This window comes from Streptomyces sp. CRN 30, assembly GCF_034105845.1.
The window spans coordinates 1-20,631 of the sequence record NZ_JAVRHI010000209.1; the positions used below are offsets into that span (position 1 = coordinate 1).

General features: G+C 73.6%; 14 protein-coding genes. 10 read left to right on the forward strand and 4 right to left on the reverse strand.

Translation table 11 applies throughout. The features are described from left to right. Positions 1-12 precede the first annotated feature (12 nt). The 3 genes from UW392_RS22305 (at position 13) to UW392_RS22315 (ending at position 8,407) form a co-directional block, all read left to right on the forward strand. Entirely contained in the window at positions 13-5,925 is a 5,913-nt protein-coding gene (locus UW392_RS22305; RefSeq protein WP_320776844.1) for a non-ribosomal peptide synthetase, read from the forward strand. Next, a complete protein-coding gene (locus UW392_RS22310) occupies positions 5,922-7,136 on the forward strand; it encodes a cytochrome P450 (protein ID WP_320776845.1) in 1,215 nt (404 codons plus the stop codon). The genes UW392_RS22305 and UW392_RS22310 overlap by 4 nt, the downstream gene beginning before the upstream one ends. Before the next feature lie 83 nt (positions 7,137-7,219). Next, the gene (locus UW392_RS22315; RefSeq protein ID WP_320776846.1) at positions 7,220-8,407 is read left to right on the forward strand and encodes a cytochrome P450; all 1,188 of its coding nucleotides are present in this window, start codon (positions 7,220-7,222) and stop codon (positions 8,405-8,407) included. Between the two features lie 22 nt (positions 8,408-8,429). Here UW392_RS22315 and UW392_RS22320 read toward each other — a convergent pair whose 3' ends face one another. Further along, entirely contained in the window at positions 8,430-10,739 is a 2,310-nt protein-coding gene (locus UW392_RS22320) for an ArnT family glycosyltransferase (protein WP_320776847.1), read from the reverse strand. A 200-nt stretch (positions 10,740-10,939) separates the two neighbouring features. Here UW392_RS22320 and UW392_RS22325 point away from each other — a divergent pair, with 200 nt between their 5' ends. From UW392_RS22325 to UW392_RS22340, 4 genes are all read left to right on the forward strand, one after another. After that, positions 10,940-11,491 (forward strand): hypothetical protein, encoded by a 552-nt coding sequence (locus tag UW392_RS22325; RefSeq protein WP_320776848.1) that lies wholly within the window; start codon positions 10,940-10,942, stop codon positions 11,489-11,491. Then, entirely contained in the window at positions 11,488-12,903 is a 1,416-nt protein-coding gene (locus UW392_RS22330) for a peptidoglycan-binding domain-containing protein (protein WP_320776849.1), read from the forward strand. Before UW392_RS22325 ends, UW392_RS22330 begins: the two co-directional genes overlap by 4 nt. Then, the gene (locus UW392_RS22335) at positions 12,900-13,631 is read left to right on the forward strand and encodes an ABC transporter ATP-binding protein (protein ID WP_320776850.1); all 732 of its coding nucleotides are present in this window, start codon (positions 12,900-12,902) and stop codon (positions 13,629-13,631) included. Before UW392_RS22330 ends, UW392_RS22335 begins: the two co-directional genes overlap by 4 nt. Positions 13,632-13,732: 101 nt before the next feature. Continuing rightward, the gene (locus UW392_RS22340; protein ID WP_320776856.1) at positions 13,733-14,905 is read left to right on the forward strand and encodes an ABC transporter permease; all 1,173 of its coding nucleotides are present in this window, start codon (positions 13,733-13,735) and stop codon (positions 14,903-14,905) included. A gap of 133 nt (positions 14,906-15,038) precedes the next feature. On the opposite strand, the gene UW392_RS22345 is transcribed toward UW392_RS22340, so the two are convergent. Both UW392_RS22345 and UW392_RS22350 read right to left on the reverse strand, forming a co-directional pair. Further along, positions 15,039-16,067, reverse strand: coding sequence for a hypothetical protein (locus tag UW392_RS22345; protein ID WP_320776851.1), 1,029 nt, complete (start codon positions 16,065-16,067; stop codon positions 15,039-15,041). A gap of 58 nt (positions 16,068-16,125) precedes the next feature. Next, positions 16,126-16,560, reverse strand: a complete 435-nt coding sequence (locus tag UW392_RS22350; protein WP_320776852.1) for a hypothetical protein — start codon at positions 16,558-16,560, stop codon at positions 16,126-16,128. Between the two features lie 293 nt (positions 16,561-16,853). Between UW392_RS22350 and UW392_RS22355 the strand changes: the two genes are divergently transcribed. Both UW392_RS22355 and UW392_RS22360 read left to right on the forward strand, forming a co-directional pair. Continuing rightward, positions 16,854-17,378 carry a flavodoxin domain-containing protein gene (locus UW392_RS22355; RefSeq protein ID WP_320776853.1) on the forward strand — a complete coding sequence of 175 codons (525 nt, stop codon included), beginning with the start codon at positions 16,854-16,856 and terminating at the stop codon, positions 17,376-17,378. 505 nt (positions 17,379-17,883) lie between these two features. Further along, entirely contained in the window at positions 17,884-18,204 is a 321-nt protein-coding gene (locus UW392_RS22360) for an STAS domain-containing protein (RefSeq protein WP_414496581.1), read from the forward strand. Between the two features lie 126 nt (positions 18,205-18,330). Here the strand turns inward: UW392_RS22360 and UW392_RS22365 are convergent, their stop codons facing one another. Beyond that, positions 18,331-19,590: a ricin-type beta-trefoil lectin domain protein gene (locus tag UW392_RS22365; RefSeq protein WP_320776854.1), complete on the reverse strand. Its 1,260-nt coding sequence runs from the start codon at positions 19,588-19,590 to the stop codon at positions 18,331-18,333. Positions 19,591-19,914: 324 nt separating this feature from the next. On the opposite strand from UW392_RS22365, the gene UW392_RS22370 reads away from it, so the two are divergent. Then, entirely contained in the window at positions 19,915-20,592 is a 678-nt protein-coding gene (locus UW392_RS22370) for a hypothetical protein (RefSeq protein WP_320776855.1), read from the forward strand. The last annotated feature ends 39 nt before the right edge of the window (positions 20,593-20,631 follow it).

Consider the following 20,631-nt stretch of genomic DNA (forward strand, 5'->3'; position numbering starts at 1 on the left):
GTGCTGCGGCGGGTGCGGGAGACGGATCTGGCGGCGTACGCGCATCAGGACGTGCCGTTCGAGCGGTTGGTGGAGGAGCTGAACCCGGCGCGGTCGCTGTCGCGCAACCCGCTGTTCCAGGTGATGCTGGCCCTGCAGAACGTGCCCGAGGCCGAGTGGGAACTCCCCGGCCTGCGGGTCGCGCCCCTGCCTCCGGTCGCCGAGCCCCCTGCCCGTTTCGACCTGTCCTTCTCCCTGGCGGAGCGGCGGGGCGCCGATGGTTCGCCGGGTGGTCTGGGCGGCGGGATCCTCTACGCGGCGGACCTGTTCGACGCGGCGACCGTACGGTCCCTCGGCAACCGCCTCGTGCGGGTGTTGGAGCAGGTCGCGGCCGACCCGGAGGTACGGCTCAGCGAGATCGACGTACTCGACGCCGATGAGCGGGCGTTGGTGGTGGGGGAGTGGAACGACACCGGGCGTTCCGTGGGTTCCCGTATGGTGCCGGCGTCGGTGGCGGAGTGGGCGGTGCGTGCGCCGGAGAGTGCCGCGGTGCGGTGTGGTGCGGTGGAGGTGTCGTACGGGGAGCTGGAGGCGCGGGCGAATCGGCTGGCCCGCCACCTCCGTCGGCACGGTGTCGGCGTCGAGACGCGGGTGGGGCTGAAGCTCGCGCGGGGTGTCGACATGATCGTGGCGATTCTGGGGGTGTGGCGTGCCGGGGCGGCGTACGTGCCGCTGGACCCGGAGTATCCGGCGGACCGGCTGGCGTTCATGACGGCCGACAGTGGCGCGGCGCTGGTGATCGACGAGGAGTGGCTGGCCGATGCGGCCGAGGAGATCGCGACAGCGGAGATGACGGCTGAGTCCGCCGGTCCGCTCGACGAGGCCCTGGACCCTGATCGTCTGGCGTACGTGATCTATACGTCGGGTTCGACGGGCCGGCCGAAGGGTGTGGCGGTCGCGCACGGTGGGCTGGCGAACCTGGTGGCGGCGATGGGTCCGGTGCTGGGTGCGGGCCCGGGTGAGGTGACGTTGCAGTTCGCGTCGTTCAGTTTCGACGCGTCCGTGCTGGATGTGGCGGTGACCCTTGCGCACGGCGGGACGTTGGCGATCGCGGCCAGTGAGGAGCGTACGGATCCGGAGGCGTTGGCGGCGATGGTCCGCGGTGCCGGGGTGAGTGTGGCGAGTGTGGTGCCGTCCCTGCTGGGTGTGCTGGACCCGCAGTCCGTCCCGGGCATCCACACCTGGGTGCTGGGCGCCGAGCGGCTCAACGCCGACCTGGCGGCACGGTGGCGGGGACAGGCGGCCGTGTGGAACACGTACGGCCCCACCGAGGCCACGGTGATGGCCACGGCCGTCGCGATCGCGGAGGACGTCACCCCGGAGAGCGCACCGCCGTCCATCGGCCGCCCTCTGCGCAATTGCCGGGTGTTCGTACTGGACGAGTTCCTGCGTCCGGCGCCGGTCGGGGCGGTGGGCGAGGTCTACCTGGCCGGTCCCGGTCTGGCGCGTGGCTATCTGGGGCGCGCGGATCTGACGGCGGAGCGGTTCGTGGCGTGCCCGTTCCTGCCCGCCCAGCGCATGTACCGGACCGGTGACCTGGCCCGCTGGTCGGGCGACGGGCTGCTGCACTTCGCCGGACGGGCCGACGAGCAGGTCAAGATCCGCGGGTTCCGTATCGAACTCGGCGAGGTCGAGTCCGTGGTCGCCGCCCACCCGGACGTCGCCCAGGCGGCGGTCCTCGTCCGGGAGGACCGGCCCGGCGATCCCCGGATCGTGGCGTACACCGTCCCCGCCGACGGGGTCGACGGGACCGACGGGGCCGGCGGACTGGACACCGGTGCGCTGCGGGCGTTCGCCGCCGAGCGGCTGCCCGAGTACATGGTCCCGGCCACCGTGCTGGTCCTGGACGAACTGCCGCTCACCCCCAACGGCAAGCTGCGCACATCCGCCCTGCCCGCGCCGGACTACGCCGACCTCGTCTCGGCCAAGGCGGCGCAGGGAGAACTCCAGGAGACCCTGTGCGCGCTGTTCGCCGAGGTGCTCGGCCTGGAACGGATCGGTCCCGACGACAACTTCTTCGACCTGGGTGGGAACTCCGCCCTCGCGATGCGACTGGCGGGACGCATCCGCACCGAACTGGGCGCCGAACTGAGCATCCGGCACTTCTTCGGCTCCTCCACGCCCGTCGGCGTGGAGCGGCTGCTGGGCGCCAAGCTGCGCCCGCCGCTGCGGGCGGTGGAGCAGCGCCCCGACGACCTCCCCGCCTCGGTGCGCCAGCAGTGGATCCGGCGCTCCGAACAGGAGACGGGCCGGAGTTCCGCCGGGCTCCTCCCCGCCGCTCTGCGACTCGACGGCGAGCTGGACGTGTCCGCGCTCCGCGCGGCGCTGGGAGACCTCGTGGACCGGCACGAACTGCTGCGCACCCGGTTCGCCGAGACCGACGACGGGCGGCTCCTCCAGCGGGTGTCGGCGGCCGGTGACCCGGCCGTCGCCCCAGAGCTGACGGTGGTGCCGACCACCGCGGAGGAGCTTGCCGGGCACCTCGACGTGCTCGTCCGGCGGAGCTTCGACCTGACCCGTGAGACGTCCTGGGCGCCGTACCTGCTGACGCTCTCCGCCACCGAGCACGTACTGCTCCTGGTGATCCACCCGATCGCCGCGGACGAGTCCTCCGTCAACCTGCTCGTCCGCGACCTGGCCGCCGCCTACGGAGCACGACGCGAGGGGCGGATCTCCGAACGGGCGCCCCTGCCCGTCCAGTTCGCCGACTACGCCCTGTGGGAGGGAGAACTGCTCAAGGGCGAGCAGCAGACGGACAGCCTCGTCGCCGACCAGGTGGAGTACTGGAAGGCCACCTGGGCCGACGCGCCCCCGCACACCCCGCTGCCCGCGGACCGGCTCCGGCCGTCGTCGCCGGCCCGGACCACCGCCTCCGTGCCGGTGCGCGTCCCGGCGGAGACACACGCCAGGCTGATGGATGCGACGGAGGCCGCCGACGCGACCTCCTTCACGGCCGTACACGCCGCCCTGGCCCTGCTGCTGTCCCGCCTCGCCGCCGGCACGGACCTGGTGATCGGCACCGTGCTGCCCAGGCCGGACGGGGAGGAGAGCCTGGAAGGAGTGGTGGGGCCGCTGTCCGGGCTGCTCGCGCTGCGCCTCGACACCTTCGGCAACCCCACCTTCCGTACCCTGGTCGAGCGGGCCCGCGAGGTGTACCAGGAGGCCCTGCGGAACCAGGACGTGCCGTTCGAACGGCTGGTGGAGCTGGTCTCCCCGGAGACCTCCCCGGCCCACCACCCTGTCTTCCAGGTGCTGCTCGACGTCCGCGACGACATCGCCGAGAAGTGGGAGGACGCGGAGCTGCCGGGACTCGCGACCACCCGGCTGGCGCTGCCGCCGGCGGACTCCGCGCTCGACCTGCGCCTCACCCTCACCGAGAGCTTCGAGGACTACGGCGACCCGGACGGCATCGTCGGCACGCTCGACTACGCCACCGAACTGTTCGACGAAACCACCGCCGCTGCGTTCGCCCGCCGGCTGGTGCGCGTACTGGAACAGGTGGCCGACGACCCGGAACTCCGGGTCGGTGAGATCGAGGTGCTGCTCGACGAGGCCGAGCGGCGGCAGGCGATCGGCGTGGGCGCGGAGGACGAGAGGCGCCAGACGTCCGCCGAGCGCACCGTGGTCGAACTGCTCGCCGGACATGCCGCGCTGACCCCCGGGACCGTCGCCGTGTCCTGCGGGCCCCACGGGCCGGAACCGGTCACCTTCGGTGGCCTGGAAACCGCCGCCGCCGCGCTGGCGGGGCGGCTCGCGGCGGTCGGTGTGGGGCACGAGGACACCGTGGCGGTCGCGCTGCCCATGAGTACGGATCTGGTCATCGCGTTGCTCGGAGTGCTCAAGGCGGGGGCGGCCTGCCGGGTCACCGACACCGCGCGGACACCGGCCGACGTGCTCGCGGCCCCGGGCGGCGGCGGACGGAGGCTCGCGGCCGTCATCGCCCGCACCGGCACCGTCGAGAATGCCGGGGCGGGCGGGGACGCCGGGGCGGCCGGGCACGACCGGACGGCCGGGACGGTCGGGACCACCGGGACCCTCGGAGTCCTGGGCGCCGAGGGCGCCGAAGGCCTCGGCCTGTGGCTGCCGGCCGACGGACCAGCGACCCCACCGCAGCCCGCCGACACCGCGACGACCCCACCGCGGTCCGGCCGCACGACGATTCCACCGCTGCCCGCCCACGCGGCCCTGGTCCTCCCCGCCACGAAGCCGGACCCGAGCGCCACGGGCGCGGGCACGGGCGCGCACACGGGTACGAGTCCCGCCGACGCGGAGACCGTCGTCATCGAGCACCGCGCGCTGGCCCGCCGGGCCCTGGACCACCGGCGGAACCTCCCCCGGGACGCGGAACCCGCCGGGACCGCCGGAGTCGCCGGGACCCTGCTGGACACCCGGATGCCCGTCGCCGACCTGCTGATCCCGCTGCTCACGGCGCTCGGCGCCGGAGACAGCGTCCGCCTGGGCGTGCCGGGAGCGACCGGCGACGTGCCCGTGACGACCGGTGCGGAGACGGCCCGACGTCTGGTCACCACGCGGGCCCTGCTGCCGACCCTGCCGGACCCGTCCGCCGCCGAGGTGGTCATGGTCGGCGACGGGGGACCGGAGCCGGCCAACGGCGCCGGACGGTGGCGCGCCGACCACCCGCGTCCGGCACTGGTCGCAGCCCGCGGCACGGCGGAGACCGGCGGCGCCTGGCTGGGACACCGCACCCCACCGGGCGAGGCCCTCCCGGCGGTCCTCGACAGCGGCACCCCGGTCGGTGCCGCCCGCGCCTACCTCCTGGACTACTTCCTGCGCCCCGTCCCCCCGGGCACCCCCGGCGAGGTGTACGTGGCCGGTCACGGGCTCGCCCGCGGCTACGCCGACGCCCCCGGCACGACCGGCAGCCGCTTCGTCGCCAGCCCCTTCGGCCGCGGCGGCGAGCGGATGTTCCGCACCGGCCGGTGGGCGCGGCGCGACGCCGACGGACGGCTGCACCTCCAGCCAGGCACCCCCGGACGCCGGATGCGGGACGGCGTGCTGCGCCGCACGGTCCGCAACTCCGAGGACCTCGGCGTACTGCTGCCGCTGCGGCCCGAGGGCAGCCGCCGCCCGCTGTTCTGCCTGCACCACGGCACCGGACTGAGCTGGAGCTACGCCACCCTGCTGCCGTATCTCCCGGCGGACCTGCCGGTGTACGGGGTGCAGGCGCGCGGGCTCGGCGGCCCCGAGCCGCTGCCCCGGTCCATCGACGAGATGGCGGCGGACTACATCGAGCAGATCCGGAGCGTCCAGCCGGAGGGCCCCTACCGGCTGCTCGGCTGGTCGCTCGGCGGGGTGGTCGCCCAGGCCGTCGCCTGCCGCCTCCAGGACGAGGGGCAGCGGGTGGATCTGCTGGCACTGCTCGACGCGTACCCGCTGCGCGACGTCGGTGAGATCGCCGCCGGGGACGAGTCCGTTCTCGGCCCCGACGACGGCCGGGCCACCTGGGGCGAGAACGACGCCGGCAAGGACGGCCGGGCCATGGAGGTGCGCGGGCCACTGCTGGAGAACATGCGGGAGGTCATCAAGAACACGGTCGGTCTCATCCGGGACCACCGGCCGGCCGTCTACCGCGGTGACCTGCTGGTGTTCGTGGCGACCGAACGGAAGAACGAGACGCTCCTGGCGACCGAGGCGATCGCGAGCTGGCGGCCGTACGTCGCCGGGGACATCGAGACGCACGAGGTCACCGCCGCCCACGAGGACATGCTCGAACCGGCCCACCGGCCCGTCATCGGCCGCGTCCTCGACCGGAAGATCCGCACCGCGACGCCGAGCACCGCGACGCCGAGCACCGCTACGACCGGCACCGCTACGACCCGCACCGCGACGACCCGCGCAGCCGCGCACGAAGGGGGCAGTGCATGACCGAGGACACGCGAACGGGCAGGGGCAGGAACCGCGACAGGAAGGCGGACATCATCCCCCACCACCTCAGGGAGGGGATGGACCCGCCGCCCGGTCTCGGCCGGATGAGCGCCGAGACACCACTGGTGGCGGAGACCGGACCGGGGCTGATCGACTGGGTCGCCACCGGCCGCGAGGAGGTACGGGCGGTCCTGGGTGACGCGGACCGGTTCAGCACCCGGCCGCCCGCCGACACCGAGGAGGAGTCCCGCCTCATCACCCAGATCGGCAACCCGCTGATGTACGACCCGCCGGAACACACCCGGCTGCGGAAGCTGCTGGCGCCGGAGTTCACCCTGCGCCGTATGCGCCGCATCGAAGGACAGGTCGAGCGGATCATCGAGGACCGGCTGGACGTCATGGAGCGGGCCGGGCGGCCGGCCGACCTCATGCGGCACTTCGCGTGGCCCATCCCCGGGCTGGTCGGCTGCACGCTGCTCGGCATCCCCCGCGACGACCAGGCGGAACTCGCCCGGCACCTCGATCTCAGCCGGCGCGACAACCGGGGCTGGCAGGCCCGCCGCACCTCGGCCAAGACCTTCGACAACTACCTCGCCCGCTACGTCGCCGCCCGCCGCCGCGACCCCGGTGACGACCTGGTGAGCATGCTGGTCCGGGAACACGGTACGGACGTCTCCGACAAGGAACTGGTCGGCCTGGCCGCCTCCGTCATGGCCGCCGGCATCGAGAACATGGTCGGCATGCTGGGCCTGGGCGTCCTGGCGCTCCTCGACCACCCCGACCAGCTCGCCCTGCTGCGCGACCGCCCCGAACTGATGGGGCAGGCGGTCGAGGAACTGCTGCGGTACGTCACCGTCGTCGCGGTCGCCTCGCCGCGCACCGCCCTGACCGAGGTGACCGTCGGCGACCACGTGATCGAACCCGGCCAGGTCGTGTCCTGCTCGCTGCTGGCGGTCAACCGGGGCCGGCCGCCCGGCGCACCCCCGGACCGCCTCGACATCCGGCGGGAGGGCACCACGCACGTGGCCTTCGGGCACGGCATCCACTACTGCGCGGGCGCGGCCCTGGCCCGCATGGAGCTGCGGATCGCGTTCGCCGGGGTGCTGCGCCGCTTCCCCGGGCTCCGGCTGGCCGTCCCGCGCGGCGAACTGCGCTTCCGCCCGCCGTGGATGGCCACCTTCGGCATCGAGAACCTGCCCGTCACCTGGTAGCAGCCGCCACCGGACCCCGCCCCAGCCCATCCCACACCACCTCACACCACCCCACCTCACCTCACCGCACAGAGAGGCCAGGCATGCCGCAGCCGCCGGACCTTCCCCCGCACCTGCGCCGCGACGGGCTGGACCCGTTGCCCGAGCTGACCCGGATGAGCAACGAGACACCCGTGTGCCCCGACCCCGGGGCCGCGGACTGGCTGGCCACCGGACGCGCCGAGGCTCGGGCGGTCCTCGGGGACGCGGACCGCTTCACCGCCCGGCCACCCGATCTGGAGCGGGCGATCTCCCGGGGCGCCAGGGAAGAGGGGAATCTGCTGCATTACGATCCCCCGGAACACACCCGGCTGCGTAAATTGATCGCGCCGGAATTCACCCTGCGCCGCATGCGCAGAATGGAACCGATCGTCGAGCGAATCGTGACGGAACGGCTGGACGTGCTGGCCGCGGCGGGACCACCGGCCGATCTCATGCGGCATTTCGGCTGGCCCGTCCCGGGACTGGTCATCTGCGCCCTGCTCGGCATTCCCCGCGACGACCTCGCCGACCTGGGCAGAATGCTCGACGTACGGGCGCCCAGCCGTATGGACGCGCATTCCACCGGCCGTATCCGTAAACGGGTGGCGGCGCAGAAGGCGTTCGCCTCCTACATGAGCAGAACCGTCGCGCGGAAACGCGCGGACCCCGGCGAGGACATGCTCGGCATGCTGATCCGGGAGCACGGTGACGACGTCACCGACGCGGAACTGGCCGGGGTCTGCGCCTCGTTCATGGCGGCCGGGCTGGAGGGCTCGGCGCAGATGCTGGGACTGGGCCTCCTCGCCCTGCTCCGCCATCCCGGCCAGCTGGACCTGCTGCGCGCCGATCCCGCGCTGCTGCCGCGGGCGGTGGAGGAACTGCTGCGGTACGTGTCGGTGGTCTCCACGGCGTCGCCGCGCACCGCGCTGACGGACGTGACCGTCGGCGGGCAGGAGATCAGGAAGGGCCAGGTCGTCTCCTGCTCGCTGCTCGCGGTCAACCGCACCCGGCCGGCGGGCAGTCCGCCGGACACCCTGGACATCACCCGGGAGGACACCGCCCACGTGGCCTTCGGACACGGCATCCACTACTGCGTCGGGGCCGCGCTCGCCCGCGTCCAACTGCGGCTGAGCTTCGCGGCGCTGCTGGCCCGCTTCCCCGGCCTGCGGCTCGCCGTACCCGCCGGTGAACTGCGCTTCCGTCAGTTCGCCGTCCAGTACGGGGTGGAGGAACTGCCCGTCGCCTGGTGAACGGTGCCGCGCTCCACCGCCGTCAGCGTACGGCGGAGGCACAGTCGTACAGCGTCTCCTCACCGGCCCCGGCCCCGGCCCCGGCCCCGGACGCCGGGTGGGCGCCGTAGACCGCCGGATCGACGACGGCGCAGGCGGACTTCACCCAGGCGTCGATCCGTGCGACCGAGCTGCCCGGCGCCGGTTCGCTCGCCTGGCCGCCCCCGGTGCCGCTCATGGTCCCGTCGTGGGTGCCGATCAGGGCGAACCGCAGGCGGCCGGCGCGGACCAGGTCGCGGTACTCGGCGAGGCTCACGATGTCCGCGCCCGCGGTGAAGCCGCCGAGGGGGAGGACCGGCAGGGCCTCGGCGTAGATGTACCGCGACGCCGCCTCCCAGCTGTTGGCGGAGAAGGTGTACTCGGCACCGCGGTTGTGGCGCCGGACGTAGTCGACGAGTTTCCTCTGGTCGGCGCTGAGACTGTCGAGCACGGCGGGACCCTGGGCGGTGGAGGCCGCCGTACGGCCGCCGAGCGTATTGCTCTTGACCGGGCCCTCGTCGCCGCCTTCGGACGTTCCGCCGCCTCCGGACGTGTCGCCGCCCCCCGGCGCGCCGACGGGTTTGAGCGGGGGCCCGGCGTAGGCGTCGAACGCCGAGCCGCCGTACCGCGGGTCCAGCACGCTCGCCGACCAGGTGACCGGCGCGACGAGGAAGGCGACGCACCCGCTCGCCAGGCCGACGAGGCCCACCCGCCGGACCGTGCGGCGGGAGACTCCCGTGGGCAGGGCGGTGTGGACGAGGGCACCGCAGGCCACCACGGAGGCGACGAGGACCAGCGGGACCAGCCACGGCGCGAACTCCGTGTACTCGGCGGCGATGTGCAGGGTCCACATCTCCTGGACGACGACCACGGCGGGCAGCAGCCAGGCCCGGGGCCCGCCGCGCGCCGCCCGGTGGGTGCGCCACAGGACCGTCGCTCCGGCGGCGGCCAGCGCGGCCAGCGGCGGTGCGAGCAGGGCGACGTAAGCGGTGTGCGGGATGCTCAGCGCGCTGAGCACGACCCCTGAGGTGGCCAGCCAGCCGCCCCACATCAGATAGCCGGCGCGCCGCCGGTCGGTGCGTGCCGCTCCGCGGTGCCGTACCAGGCCGACGGCCAGGGCGGTCAGCGCGAGCGGATACAGCCAGCCGACCTGGGTGGTGAAGCGAGGGCCGAACAGCTTGGTCCAGCCACCCGAACCGGGAAGGACCGCGAGGGCGGGAGAGGACTGTGCGGAGGACTGGGTGGAGGACTGGGTGGAGGACTGCGCGGTGGGCTGGGAGGAGGACTGCTCGGGGGACCGCGCGGAGGACTGCGCTGAGGTCCGTGCCTCCTCGTTTGCTCGCGCTCCGTCGCGCGGTTCCTCGGACGCCCCGCCGGAGGGAGCCGGCGTGGTGCCCTGCGGGGACGGGGTCCGGACGGAGCCCGGGACGAGGCCCTCGTGGAAACGGTCGAACCCGTTGTAGCCGAAGACCATGGCGAAGGCGCTGTTGTCGGTCGAGCCGTCCGCGTAGGGACGGGAGTCCTCCGGCGTGAACGTCATCAGCGCCACCCACGACAGGGACACCGCGAGCAGCACGCCGCCCGCCGCCGCCAGCTGCCCGAGCCGGCGCCGCAGCCCGTGCGGGGCGGCGACGAGGTAGGCGACGGCGAGCGCCGGAACGATGATCCACGCCTGCATCATCTTGGCCTGGAAGCCGAGCCCGATCCACAGGCCGCTCAGCAGCAGCGGGCCGGGACGGCCCGTCAGGACCGCCTTCTGGTACTGGTCGGCCGCCAGCACCAGGCACATGGTGAGCGAGCAGTCCAGGAGCGCGTGCCCGAACATCGAGGCAGCCACCGGCGTCACCGTCAGCAGCCCGGCCGCGATCAGTCCGGCCGCCGCACCCTGCCAGCGCCGCACCACCCGGTACAGGACCAGCACGGAGACCACGCCCTCGACGCACTGCGGCAGGGTCAGCGCCCAGTCGTGGAAGCCGAACAGCCGGGCCGACAGCGCCTGCGGCCACAGGAAGCCGCCGATCTTGTCGAGGGTGACGGTGGCGGCCGGGTCGAAGGACGTGAACAGGAACGCCTTCCAGCTCTCCGACATGCTCCGCGCGGCCACCGAGTAGTAGGGGGCCAGACCGCTCCCGGTGATGTTCCAGGTGTACAGCAGCGCGGCGATCGCGGCGACGGCCACGAGCGCCGGCCGGGCCCAGCCGGGCTGGTCCGGGGGAGAGCGCCAGAACGTCGCCCGGCGCCGCCGCGGCGGTGCCGACGGCTCACCGGGAACGGCGGTCGTACCGGGCGCCAGGGTCGAAAGTCCCGAGGGCATATCGGACTTCCTTTCGTCGTCCGGATAAAAGGAGTTTCCGTGCGTTGCCGAGCGTTGCCGTGCGTTGCCGAGCGAACGGACTTACCGTGTCAGGACATCGGGTCACAGGGTGGTCACACGTTCCGCCCGGTAATTCGATTCGGGCCGCCGGGGGAATTCTGTGTCCGTCGTGTGACCGCGGTCCACGTAGGACTGTGGCCATGTCCAACACACGCAAGCGCCTCAAAGCGCACCTTCTCCTCGCCGCGTCCGCTCTTCTCGTCATGAGCGCCGCCGTGGGATGTTCCGATTCCAGTGCCGCGGAGGACGAGGACGAGGGGTCGACCGCGGCCGCCGCGGGCTCGGGGTACCAGCAGGCTCTGGACTACGCCCAGTGCATGCGGGACAACGGGGTCGAGGACTACCAGGACCCCGAGCAGGGCGGCGACGGCAGGGTGCTCATCAACCCCGGCAACGCCGACGACCCGGACTCCCAGGCGGCCCAGGAGGCCTGCCGGGACAAGATGCCGCAGGGCGTCGGGCAGGACGCCAGGGGCGGCGACGTCGACTCGGCGAAGGTCCAGGCCTGGGCCGCGTGCATGCGGGAGAACGGCGTGCCCAAGTTCCCCGACCCGGAGGTCGAGGGCGGCCAGATCAAAATCAACATCGACGCGCTGGGGATGGACCCCAGCGACGCGCGGATGCAGAAGGCGTCCGCCGCCTGCCAGGACAAGTCCCCGGGCGGCTCGCTCATCTTCGAGGTCGGCGAATGACCGCCCCCGACGAGACCCACGAGCGGGACTCCGCCGCACCCGGTGGCGACCCGCCCGGCACCCTCGACCTGCGCACACCGGGCACCGTGGCCACCGAATCGGAAGCGGCCGCCGGGGCCACCGGGGCCACCGGACCCGGGACGGGCGTGGTGGCCACCGGACCGGAGCGGGGCACCGTGGCCACCGGACCGGAGACGGGCGCCGAGGTGCGGACCGCGGGCGGGGGCCACGGACCGGCGGCGCCCGACGAGGAGACCCCGGCCGACGGCCGGCGGCGGCGACCGGTGCGGACCTCCCTGATCGTGCTCGTCGCGATCGTGGTGGCGGCCGCGGCGGGACTCGCCGCCAGCGGAGCGCTGGGCGGCAGCGACGACGACGGCGCGGCACAGGCCCCCACCGGCCCGTCGGCCACGGCGAAGGTGAAGCGCACCACGCTCACCGACTCCGAGACCGTGTCCGGCAGCATCGGCTACGGACCGGCCACCACCGTGCAGGCCGTCGACGGCGGCGGCTCCGGCCAGGGCACCGCGGGCGGTGACGGCGGCTCCGCCATCCTGACCTGGATACCCGAGGCCGGCGACACCGTCGAGCGCGGCGACAACGTCTACAGCGTCAACCAGCGCCGGACCCCGCTGCTCTACGGGGACATCCCGTTCTACCGCACCCTGCGCTCCGGGGACTCGGGCAGCGACGTCAAGATCCTCGAAGCGAACCTCAAGGCACTCGGCTACGACGGCTTCACCGCCGACTCCACGTACAACGACGCGACGGCCGCCGCTGTCCGGCAGTGGCAGGACGACCTGAACCGCGAGGAGACCGGCGCCGTCGAGCCGGGTGACGCCGTGGTCGCCGAAGGCGCCAGGAAGGTCTCCGAGGTGACGGCCTCGACGGGCGCCGCGCCCAGCGGCCCCCTGCTGAGCTGGACCGCCACCGAGCGCGTCGTCACCGTCGACCTCGAAGCCCAGTACGAGGACCTCGTCGAGGCCGGCACCGCGGCGGAGATCACGCTCCCCGACGGCGGCACCGTCCAGGGGAAGGTCACCGATGTCGGCGCGCCCTCCAACGTCTCCGACGACCCCTCCGGCGACGCCGGCGGCGGGGGAGCCGACAGCGACCAGGAAGCCACCCTGCCGGTGCGGCTGAAGGTCGAGGACCAGAAGGGGCTCGGCGACTACCAGGCCGCCTCCGTGGACGTGACCCTGGAGTCGGAGAGCCGCAAGAACGTGCTGGCGGTCCCCGTCAACGCCCTCGTGGCCCGCGACGGCGGCGGCTACGCCCTGGAAGTGGTGAAGCCCTCCGCGCCGCACGGCGTCGAGTACGTGCCGGTCGAGCTCGGCCTCTTCGCCGACAGCCTCGTGGAGGTCTCCGGAGCCGGCATCTCCGAGGGAACCGTCGTAGGGGTGGCGAAGTGACCGTCTCCTCCCATCCGGTCGTGGACCTGGCCGAGGTGTCCAAGTCCTACGGCGACCTGACCGCCCTGCGCTCCGCCGACCTGGTCGTGCACCGCGGTGAACTGCTCGCCGTTGTCGGACCGTCCGGCTCCGGCAAGTCCACGATGCTCAACATCATGGGCACGCTCGACCGGCCCTCGGCAGGCCGGGTGCGCATCGCCGGCCACGACGTCGACCGGCTGCGCGACCGCGACCTGTCGGCCCTGCGGGCGGCCACGATCGGCTTCGTCTTCCAGCAGTTCCACCTGGCACCCGGCGTCCCGGCGCTGGACAGCGTCGCCGACGGGCTGCTCTACAGCGGCCGCGGCCGCGCCGAGCGGCGCGCGCTGGCCGAACGCGCGCTGCGCCGCGTCGGACTCGGCCGCCGCCTCTACCACGAACCGCACCAGCTCTCCGGCGGCGAGAAGCAGCGCGTGGCCATCGCCCGCGCCGTGCTCGGCGATCCGCCGCTGCTCCTGGCGGACGAGCCCACCGGCGCGTTGGACTCCCGCTCCGGAGCCGTGGTGATGGAGCTGCTGCACGAGCTGCACGAGGCCGGGACGACGGTCGTCGTCATCACCCACGACCGGGACATCGCGGCCTCGCTGCCCCGCGAGGTCCGCCTCAAGGACGGGCGGATCGAACACGATTCGGCCCTCGGCGACGCGCCGGCCGGGGAACTCGTCACCGCGGAGAGGGGCGCGCGATGAGCCTGACGACCCCCGGCCGGGAGACCGGCGGGGAGACCGGCGAGACCGGCCGGGCCCCCTGGCGGGACCTCCCCCCGCCACCGCGGCCCAAGGCGGCCCGGATGGGACCCGCGGACGTGGTCCGGGTCGGTGGTTCGGGACTGCGGGCCCGGCCGATGCGGGTGTTCCTGTCGGCCCTCGGGATCGCCATCGGCATCGCCGCGATGGTCGGCGTGGTCGGCATCTCCACGTCCTCCACCAACGACCTCAACGAGCGGCTCGCCGCGCTCGGCACCAACCTCCTGACCGTCACGCCCGGCGAGTCCTTCGACGGCGGCGAGGCCCACCTGCCGACCACGTCGCTCGCGATGATCGGCGACATCCCCGAGGTCGAGACGGTCTCCGCCCTCGGCAAGACGTCCGCCAAGGTCTACCGCAACGACCACGTGCCGGCGACGCGGTCCGGGGGACTGCGGGTCACCGCGGCCCGCAGCGACCTGCTGGAGTCGATCGGCGCCGAACTCACCGACGGCACCTGGCTCAACGCGGCGAACAGCCGGTACCCGGCCGTCGTCCTCGGCTCCCACGCCGCCGAACAGCTCGGCGTCCACTACGCGGGGCCCGAGGTGAAGGTGTGGCTCGGCGGCCGCTGGTTCACGGTGGTCGGCCTGCTCGCGCCCAACGAACTCCTGCCCGACCTGGACAGCAACGCGATGGTCGGCTGGGCCGAGGCGGAGCAGGACCTGGGCTTCGACGGCTATCCGACCTCCGTCTACACCCGGGTGGAGGAGTCCGCGGTCAACTCGGTGCAGGCGAAGCTCGGCGCCACCGCCAACCCGGAGTTCCCCAACGAGGTCGACGTCTCCCGGCCCTCCGACGTGCTGGCGGCCAAGGAGGCCACCGACGACACCCTCAGCGGTCTGCTGCTGGGACTCGGCGGTGTCTCCCTGCTCGTCGGCGGTGTCGGCGTGGCCAACACGATGGTCATCTCCGTGCTCGAACGGCGCTCCGAGATCGGCCTGCGCCGCGCGCTCGGCGCGACCCGCGGGCAGATCCGTACGCAGTTCCTCGCCGAGGCGCTGCTGCTGTCCGCCCTCGGCGGTATCGGCGGGGTGCTGCTCGGCATCGGTGTCACCATCGGCTACGCGAGCTACCAGGGCATCGGCACGGTCGTGCCGGTCTGGGCCATGGCGGGCGGCATCGGCGCCACCCTGGTCATCGGTGGCCTCGCCGGGTTCTATCCGGCCCTGCGGGCCGCCCGGCTGCCCCCGACCGAGGCACTGGCCACGTCGTGACCCCACCCGGAACCGCGGTGCCCCCGCTGCCCGCCCCCGTGCGGTGGGGGCACCGTGCCACCGGACGCCCGGGACGGGGCAGGACCCGACGGGACGGTGTGCGTACGCACGCTCACGCGACAGTTCCGGTGAGTCACTCGGCCCAGTACGCGGCCCGCACCTCCCCCTCCGCGAACTCGCCGCGCGGCAGCCGCAGTCCGAGGGACATCTCCAGGGCGTGGAAGTACAGCTGGAACTCGCCGGTCAGTTCGGGATGGTCCAGCTCGGCGCGGCGCACGGCCCGGTTGAGGAAGTCCAGCTCGCCGCCGCGCAGGTAGGGGGCCCGGCCGCGGTCGTACCAGATCAGCTCCAGGATGCCCCAGTCGTCGTCGACACGGCGGCCGTCCCGCACGTAGTCGAAGGTGTAGATGGCCTTCGCGGAGGTGGCGCTCAGCCACACGGACTCCTCGATCCCGAGCGCCGCGTACGCCTCCTTGTCGGCGAAGGACCCCGGCGGTGAGTCGTGGTGCAGCAGGTACGTCCATCCGCCCGCCTGCCCGAAGCAGCAGCTCTGCCACTGGCGGTCCCAGTGGGCGCGGCCGTCGTCCTCGGCGAGCAGGTCCTTCAGCCGGGTGCCGGCCGCGACCTGCGCGGGATCGGCGCCGTACGACAGGGCCAGCCGCTCGGGGTCGACGGTCCGGCCGGGTCCGGCGCGGAAGAAGGCGAGGTGCGTGTACGGGCTCTGCTCGCGCCAGGTACCGGCTATCCAGGCGAGCCCCTCCAACGGGTCCCGTCCGCAACGCTCGATGCTCCCCGGATCGTCCAGGCCGCCGCCGCGGAACCGTCGGCCCCACGCCGGGTCGATGCGGTCCAGCGTGCCGGCGACCTCTTCGGGGGTGCCGCCGCGCCGCCGCACCGCGGCCTCCGCGATCAGGTAGAGCACCTGCTCCAGGTCGCGGGTGACGAAAAGCTCCCGGTAGGGACCGTGCCGGCCGCGCACCGTGCCGTCCTCGTCCAGCACCAGGCACAGACCGCCCTCCTCCGTCTCCTCCGTACGGTCGGTCCACTCGTCCGACGCCTCCTCCGAGGCGGCCAGATACGGCAGTCCGACGCCGTGGAGCAGGGGATGCCGTGCGGCGGTCCGCTGCCAGGCTTCCGTCAGGGTCCGCTCGGTGATCTTCATGGCGTCAGCATAGGAAGAGGCACTGACAAGCGGCCGTCACCAGGGGAGCGGTGCCGGATCAGGGGCCGTCCGGCGCCGGGCCCGGACGGTGGTGATGGTTGACGATGTTCCCGCCCTGGACCACGTACGCCTGCCCGTTGTCCCGGACGACGACGTCCTGCACCCAGCGCGGCTCACGGTTCCCGGCGGGTGCTACCTCGTCGATCAGCGCCCGCAGCTCCGCGGCCGCGGCCGGGTCGCGGCGCAGCAGCGCGCGCAGTTCCAGCTGCCACAGCGGGAGGAGCGTCTGCCGCACCTGGTCCTGGTCGCCGTCCTCCGCCTCCGCCACCAGACGGGCGTTGCCGTCGAGCTGCCCCTCGATCGCCTGCCGCCGGTCCTCGCCGCCGTGGCGCCGGAACAGCTCCGCCACCCGGGCGCGGGCGACCAGCCAGGAGTCGGTGGCCATCGCCCCCACCACCGCCGTACCGCCGGCCATCACGAGTTCCTCCAGCACGAATGCCTCCTCACGCGGGCCCCGTTGACGTCGTGCGCTCCGTGCGCCGCGTCCCGCACCGACGACCGTAGAACATCCGCCGCGCGTACGGGGCCGTACGGACGGTGAAGGGCCGTACGGCCTCTGGGCGCCGGCACCGCCGAGGAGCACGCTGTCCTTCGGGCCGACCGTCGTCGCGGACCGTACTCGCAAGGGGCACACCATGCCGCACGACGCCGGGTGGGCAGGCGGTGCACGGCGTGGCCGACGACTGGCTGCGCAAGCTCTGACGGAGACGGGAGAGGGGAGAGACGATGCCGGTCACCGCGCTGGTTGTTTACGGGACGGCCAACGGCTCCACCGGGGAGATCGCCGAGGCCGTCGCCCGGACCCTGCGGGAACACGGCGTCACGGCCGAGGCGCTGCCCGCCCCATCGGTGCGCGACGTCACGCCGTACGACGCCGTGGTCGTCGGCGGCGCGCTCTACGCCGGCCGCTGGCACAAGGACGCCCGGCGCTTCGTACGCCGGAACCGGCGTGCCCTGGCCGTCCGGCCGGTCTGGTTCTTCAGCAGCGGGCCGCTGGACACCTCGGCCGCCGAACGGGACGTCCCGCCCGTGCCCGGCGTCCGGCGGGACATGGCGTACCTCGACGTCGTCGGACACGTCACCTTCGGCGGCTGTCTGCGGGAGGGCGCGCGGGGCCGGCTGGCCCGCATGATCCTCCGCCACGGCAGGGGCGGCGACTTCCGCGACTTCCTCACGATCGAGGCGTGGGCCGCGGACCTCGCCAAGCAGGTCGCGGCCGGCGCGGCCGGCCGGCCGCAGCACGGCACCTAGACCGCGCGCACCGGCCGCAGCACGGCTCGTGGACCGCGCGCACCGGCCAAGCGCGCCGGGCCGAGGAGTGGCGAGGGTTCCTCTCGGGTGCCGCCGCCGACGGGCCCGCCGCGCGTACGGGCCCGCCGTGCGTACGGGCCCGCCGTGCGACCGGACCCGCGTCCGGTGATCGCGCGCCGCGCCCGGTCGGCGCCGGATGCGCGGCGGACACGTACCCGACCACTCAGAACCATTGGCATGACCATTACGTAAAGTGACTGCCTGGTGGAAAGGTTGAAGAACGCGCGGATGGGGGCATGACGTCCTCACGTATCAGTTTTCCGGCCACGGACGTCGACCGCGTCCGTAGGCTTGGCACAGCTTCGCCACCCCTGCCCCCGGTGGCCTGAATCGTCGTCTCCGCTCTCCGGTCCGCGTGAGGGACCAGGTGCGACAGGGGGATACCGCCGTGCAGCAGGGGACAGCATGGCCTGTCGGACACATTGTGATCCGCGAGGTCCACGGCATGACAGTGATCCAGTTCGCCGGTGAGATAGACATCGCCGCCGGTATCGAGATACGGCCGCGGCTGGACGCCGCCACTTCCGCCGCCGAACAGACCGTGGTGGTCGATCTGACACCGGTGGAGTTCTTCGACTGCTCCGGCCTGCGCCTGCTGTGCCGGGCCGACGAACGGGTCAGGGAACGCGGCGGCCGGCTGCTGCTGGTCTGCCCGCACCCGCTGATCCGCAGACTGCTGCGGGCGTGCGGTCTGCTCGGCTGGTTCTCGCCGCTGCGGACCCTGGAGGAGGCGCTCGTGCTGGGTTCAATAGAAGCCACCGGCTGACCCCCGGGGCTCCGGCACCCGGCACGAGCGGGCGAGGGCGGCACCGCCGGCCGCGGCGCGGAACCTCCGCCACCGGGCACGCAGCGTGATGGAGCGACGCGCGGCCCGTCCGCCCGGAGCGGACGGTCAGCCCGCCAGGGTCCACCGCTGGGCCCGGCTGCCGTTGCATTCGTAGATCTGCAGCCGGGTCCGGTCGGCGGAGGAACCCGCCGGGTCGTCCAGGCAGCGCCCGGACCGCGGGTTGACCAGCGAGGAGTCCGGACCGGGCACCCACCGCTGGGCGTCGGTGCCGTTGCACCGCCAGAGCTGGACCTTCGTGCGGTCGGCGGTCGCGCCGCCGCTGACGTCCAGGCAGCCGCCCAGCGCGCGCAGGGTGCCGCCCGCGCCGGGCGCGTACGTCCACTTCTGGGCGCCGGTGCCGTTGCAGCCGTAGAGCTGCACGGCGGTGCCGTCGGCGGTGCCGGAGCCGGCGACGTCCACGCACTTGCCCGGGACGCCGGAGCGTATCTCGGAGGTGCGCAGCTGCCCGGAGGCCGCGAGCGCGGACTCCACCAGCCCGGCGGCGGCCTTCATACCGGCCTCGTTGGGGTGGTACGTGGAGCGTCCGGAGGCCGGCCGGTACGACTCGACCCAGGGGGCGGCCGAGCAGGCGTCGTGCCCCCGGCTGGCGGCCGCGAGGTCGACCAGGGCCGCGCCGGCGGCGGTCGCCGCGTCGGCGGTGGCGGCGGCGAGACGCGAGGCGATGCTCCGTTCGAACGCCGCCTGGTCGGCGGTGAGCGGAACGTCGGCGCAGACACCCGAGTCCGGCAGGATCGTGAAGTAGCTGACCAGGTAGACGCGTGCCTGCGGGGCCGCGGCGCGCACGGCGGTCACCACACTCTCCAGCCGGTCGGTGAGGACGCCGAAGGTCTCGTCGATCGCGCCCCGGTCCACGGTGCGGCAGCCCGAACCGCCGCCGGTCAGGCAGGAGTACGCGTTGATGCTGCCGAGGTAGTCCACGTCGTTGCCGCCGATGGTGATCGTGACGACGCGCGCCGCGTCGGTCACGGCCTGGAGCTGCGGCGGCTGTTCGGACTGCTTCTCGGTCAGCAGATGCGCGGTCGTCGCTCCGCTGCACGAGACGTCCGTGAGGTTCGCGCCGATGTCCCGGGCGACGAGAGCGGGATAGTTGACGTCGGACCGTCCGCAGTACACGGCGCCGCCGCTGGACTGCACCGGCGGGATGCCGGGCCCGGCGGCGAACGAACTCCCCAGTGCGACGTAGTCCAGCCCGGACGTCGCCGTGGCCCGCACGTCGGCCGCACCCGCCGGTGGCGCGGCCGGCACCACCGCCAGCGCGGCGGCGAGCGCCCCCACCGCCGAAGCGGCGCGCACTCCCCGTGCCATCCGTGCCATCCCTGTTCTCAGACGTCGGCCCGGCATCGAACACCTCCTCCACGGGGTGCGCGGCCACACGGCGGCCGCGCACCTCGCTCGCTGGCAACGTTGTCAGCGGCAACCTAGCCGGGCGCGTGGACACAGCCAAGAGCCCCGACAGGCAACAACCCGAGTTTCCGGCCCGGTCGGCGCGCGGCCGGATCGCGCGGTTGCCGATGGCAAGAACCGTTTTCGTCCAGCCCGGTGTTCCGTAGATATATGCGGAGTAATCTGCGCGGCACAGAGCTGACCGTCTGTGAAAGCCGATCGGCCCCCTGGCACGGGGAGGGGCACGTGGTGGAGTACGGGATGTCCGTCGAGGACCTGCTCGACGGCGAGGAGACGGGCCGCGCCTGGGCGGTGCGGTGTGTGGCGGCGCTGGGCCTGGACGGGATCGCGGTGTCGCTGCGGGACGGGTTGGAGCTGGTCTGGTACAGCGACGACACCAGCGCGTGGCTCGACGACATCCAGTTCGTCCTCGGGGAGGGTCCCGGGGCGAGCGTGGACCCGGCCGACGCGCCGCTCCAGGTCGCCGACCTCGACGCGCACCTCGGCCCGGCGGCGCTGCGGTGGCCGCGGTTCACCGCCGAGGCGCGGACGGCCGGGGTCCGCGCGGTGTTCGTGTGGCCGCTGGGAACGGAAGGGCTCCGTTTCGGGACGTTCTCCGGGTACCGGGCCACGCCCGGATCGCTGACGCCCCGGCAGGCCGCGGACGGACACCTGGTGGCCGAGGCGATGGCCCTGAGGATTCTCGCCTGGCGGCCGGACAACGAGAGTTCCTTCGACGAACCGCGGACCGCGGGCACGATCGGCCTGCACCGGGCGGAGGTGCACCAGGCCGTCGGGGCGCTCAGCTACCAGCTCGGCGTCCCGCTGGAGGAGGCGCGGGCCCACCTGCGGGCCCAGGCGCTGGCGTCCGCCGCGTCGCTGCCCGAGACCGCCCGCGCGGTGCTCAGGGAACTGCGGACCTGACCCGCCCGGCCGGCGGGACGCCCGTCGCCGCAGGCCGGG

Excerpts from the sequence above, each read along its gene's own strand:
- UW392_RS22310 (WP_320776845.1), top strand. The coding sequence starts at position 5,922 with ATGACCGAGGACACGCGAACGGGCAGGGGCAGGAACCGCGACAGGAAG.
- UW392_RS22315 (WP_320776846.1), top strand. The coding sequence starts at position 7,220 with ATGCCGCAGCCGCCGGACCTTCCCCCGCACCTGCGCCGCGACGGGCTG.
- UW392_RS22320 (WP_320776847.1), bottom strand. The coding sequence starts at position 10,739 with ATGCCCTCGGGACTTTCGACCCTGGCGCCCGGTACGACCGCCGTTCCC.
- UW392_RS22325 (WP_320776848.1), top strand. The coding sequence starts at position 10,940 with ATGTCCAACACACGCAAGCGCCTCAAAGCGCACCTTCTCCTCGCCGCG.
- UW392_RS22330 (WP_320776849.1), top strand. The coding sequence starts at position 11,488 with ATGACCGCCCCCGACGAGACCCACGAGCGGGACTCCGCCGCACCCGGT.
- UW392_RS22340 (WP_320776856.1), top strand. The coding sequence starts at position 13,733 with ATGGGACCCGCGGACGTGGTCCGGGTCGGTGGTTCGGGACTGCGGGCC.
- UW392_RS22345 (WP_320776851.1), bottom strand. The coding sequence starts at position 16,067 with ATGAAGATCACCGAGCGGACCCTGACGGAAGCCTGGCAGCGGACCGCC.
- UW392_RS22355 (WP_320776853.1), top strand. The coding sequence starts at position 16,854 with ATGCCGGTCACCGCGCTGGTTGTTTACGGGACGGCCAACGGCTCCACC.
- UW392_RS22360 (WP_414496581.1), top strand. The coding sequence starts at position 17,884 with ATGACAGTGATCCAGTTCGCCGGTGAGATAGACATCGCCGCCGGTATC.
- UW392_RS22365 (WP_320776854.1), bottom strand. The coding sequence starts at position 19,590 with ATGGCACGGGGAGTGCGCGCCGCTTCGGCGGTGGGGGCGCTCGCCGCC.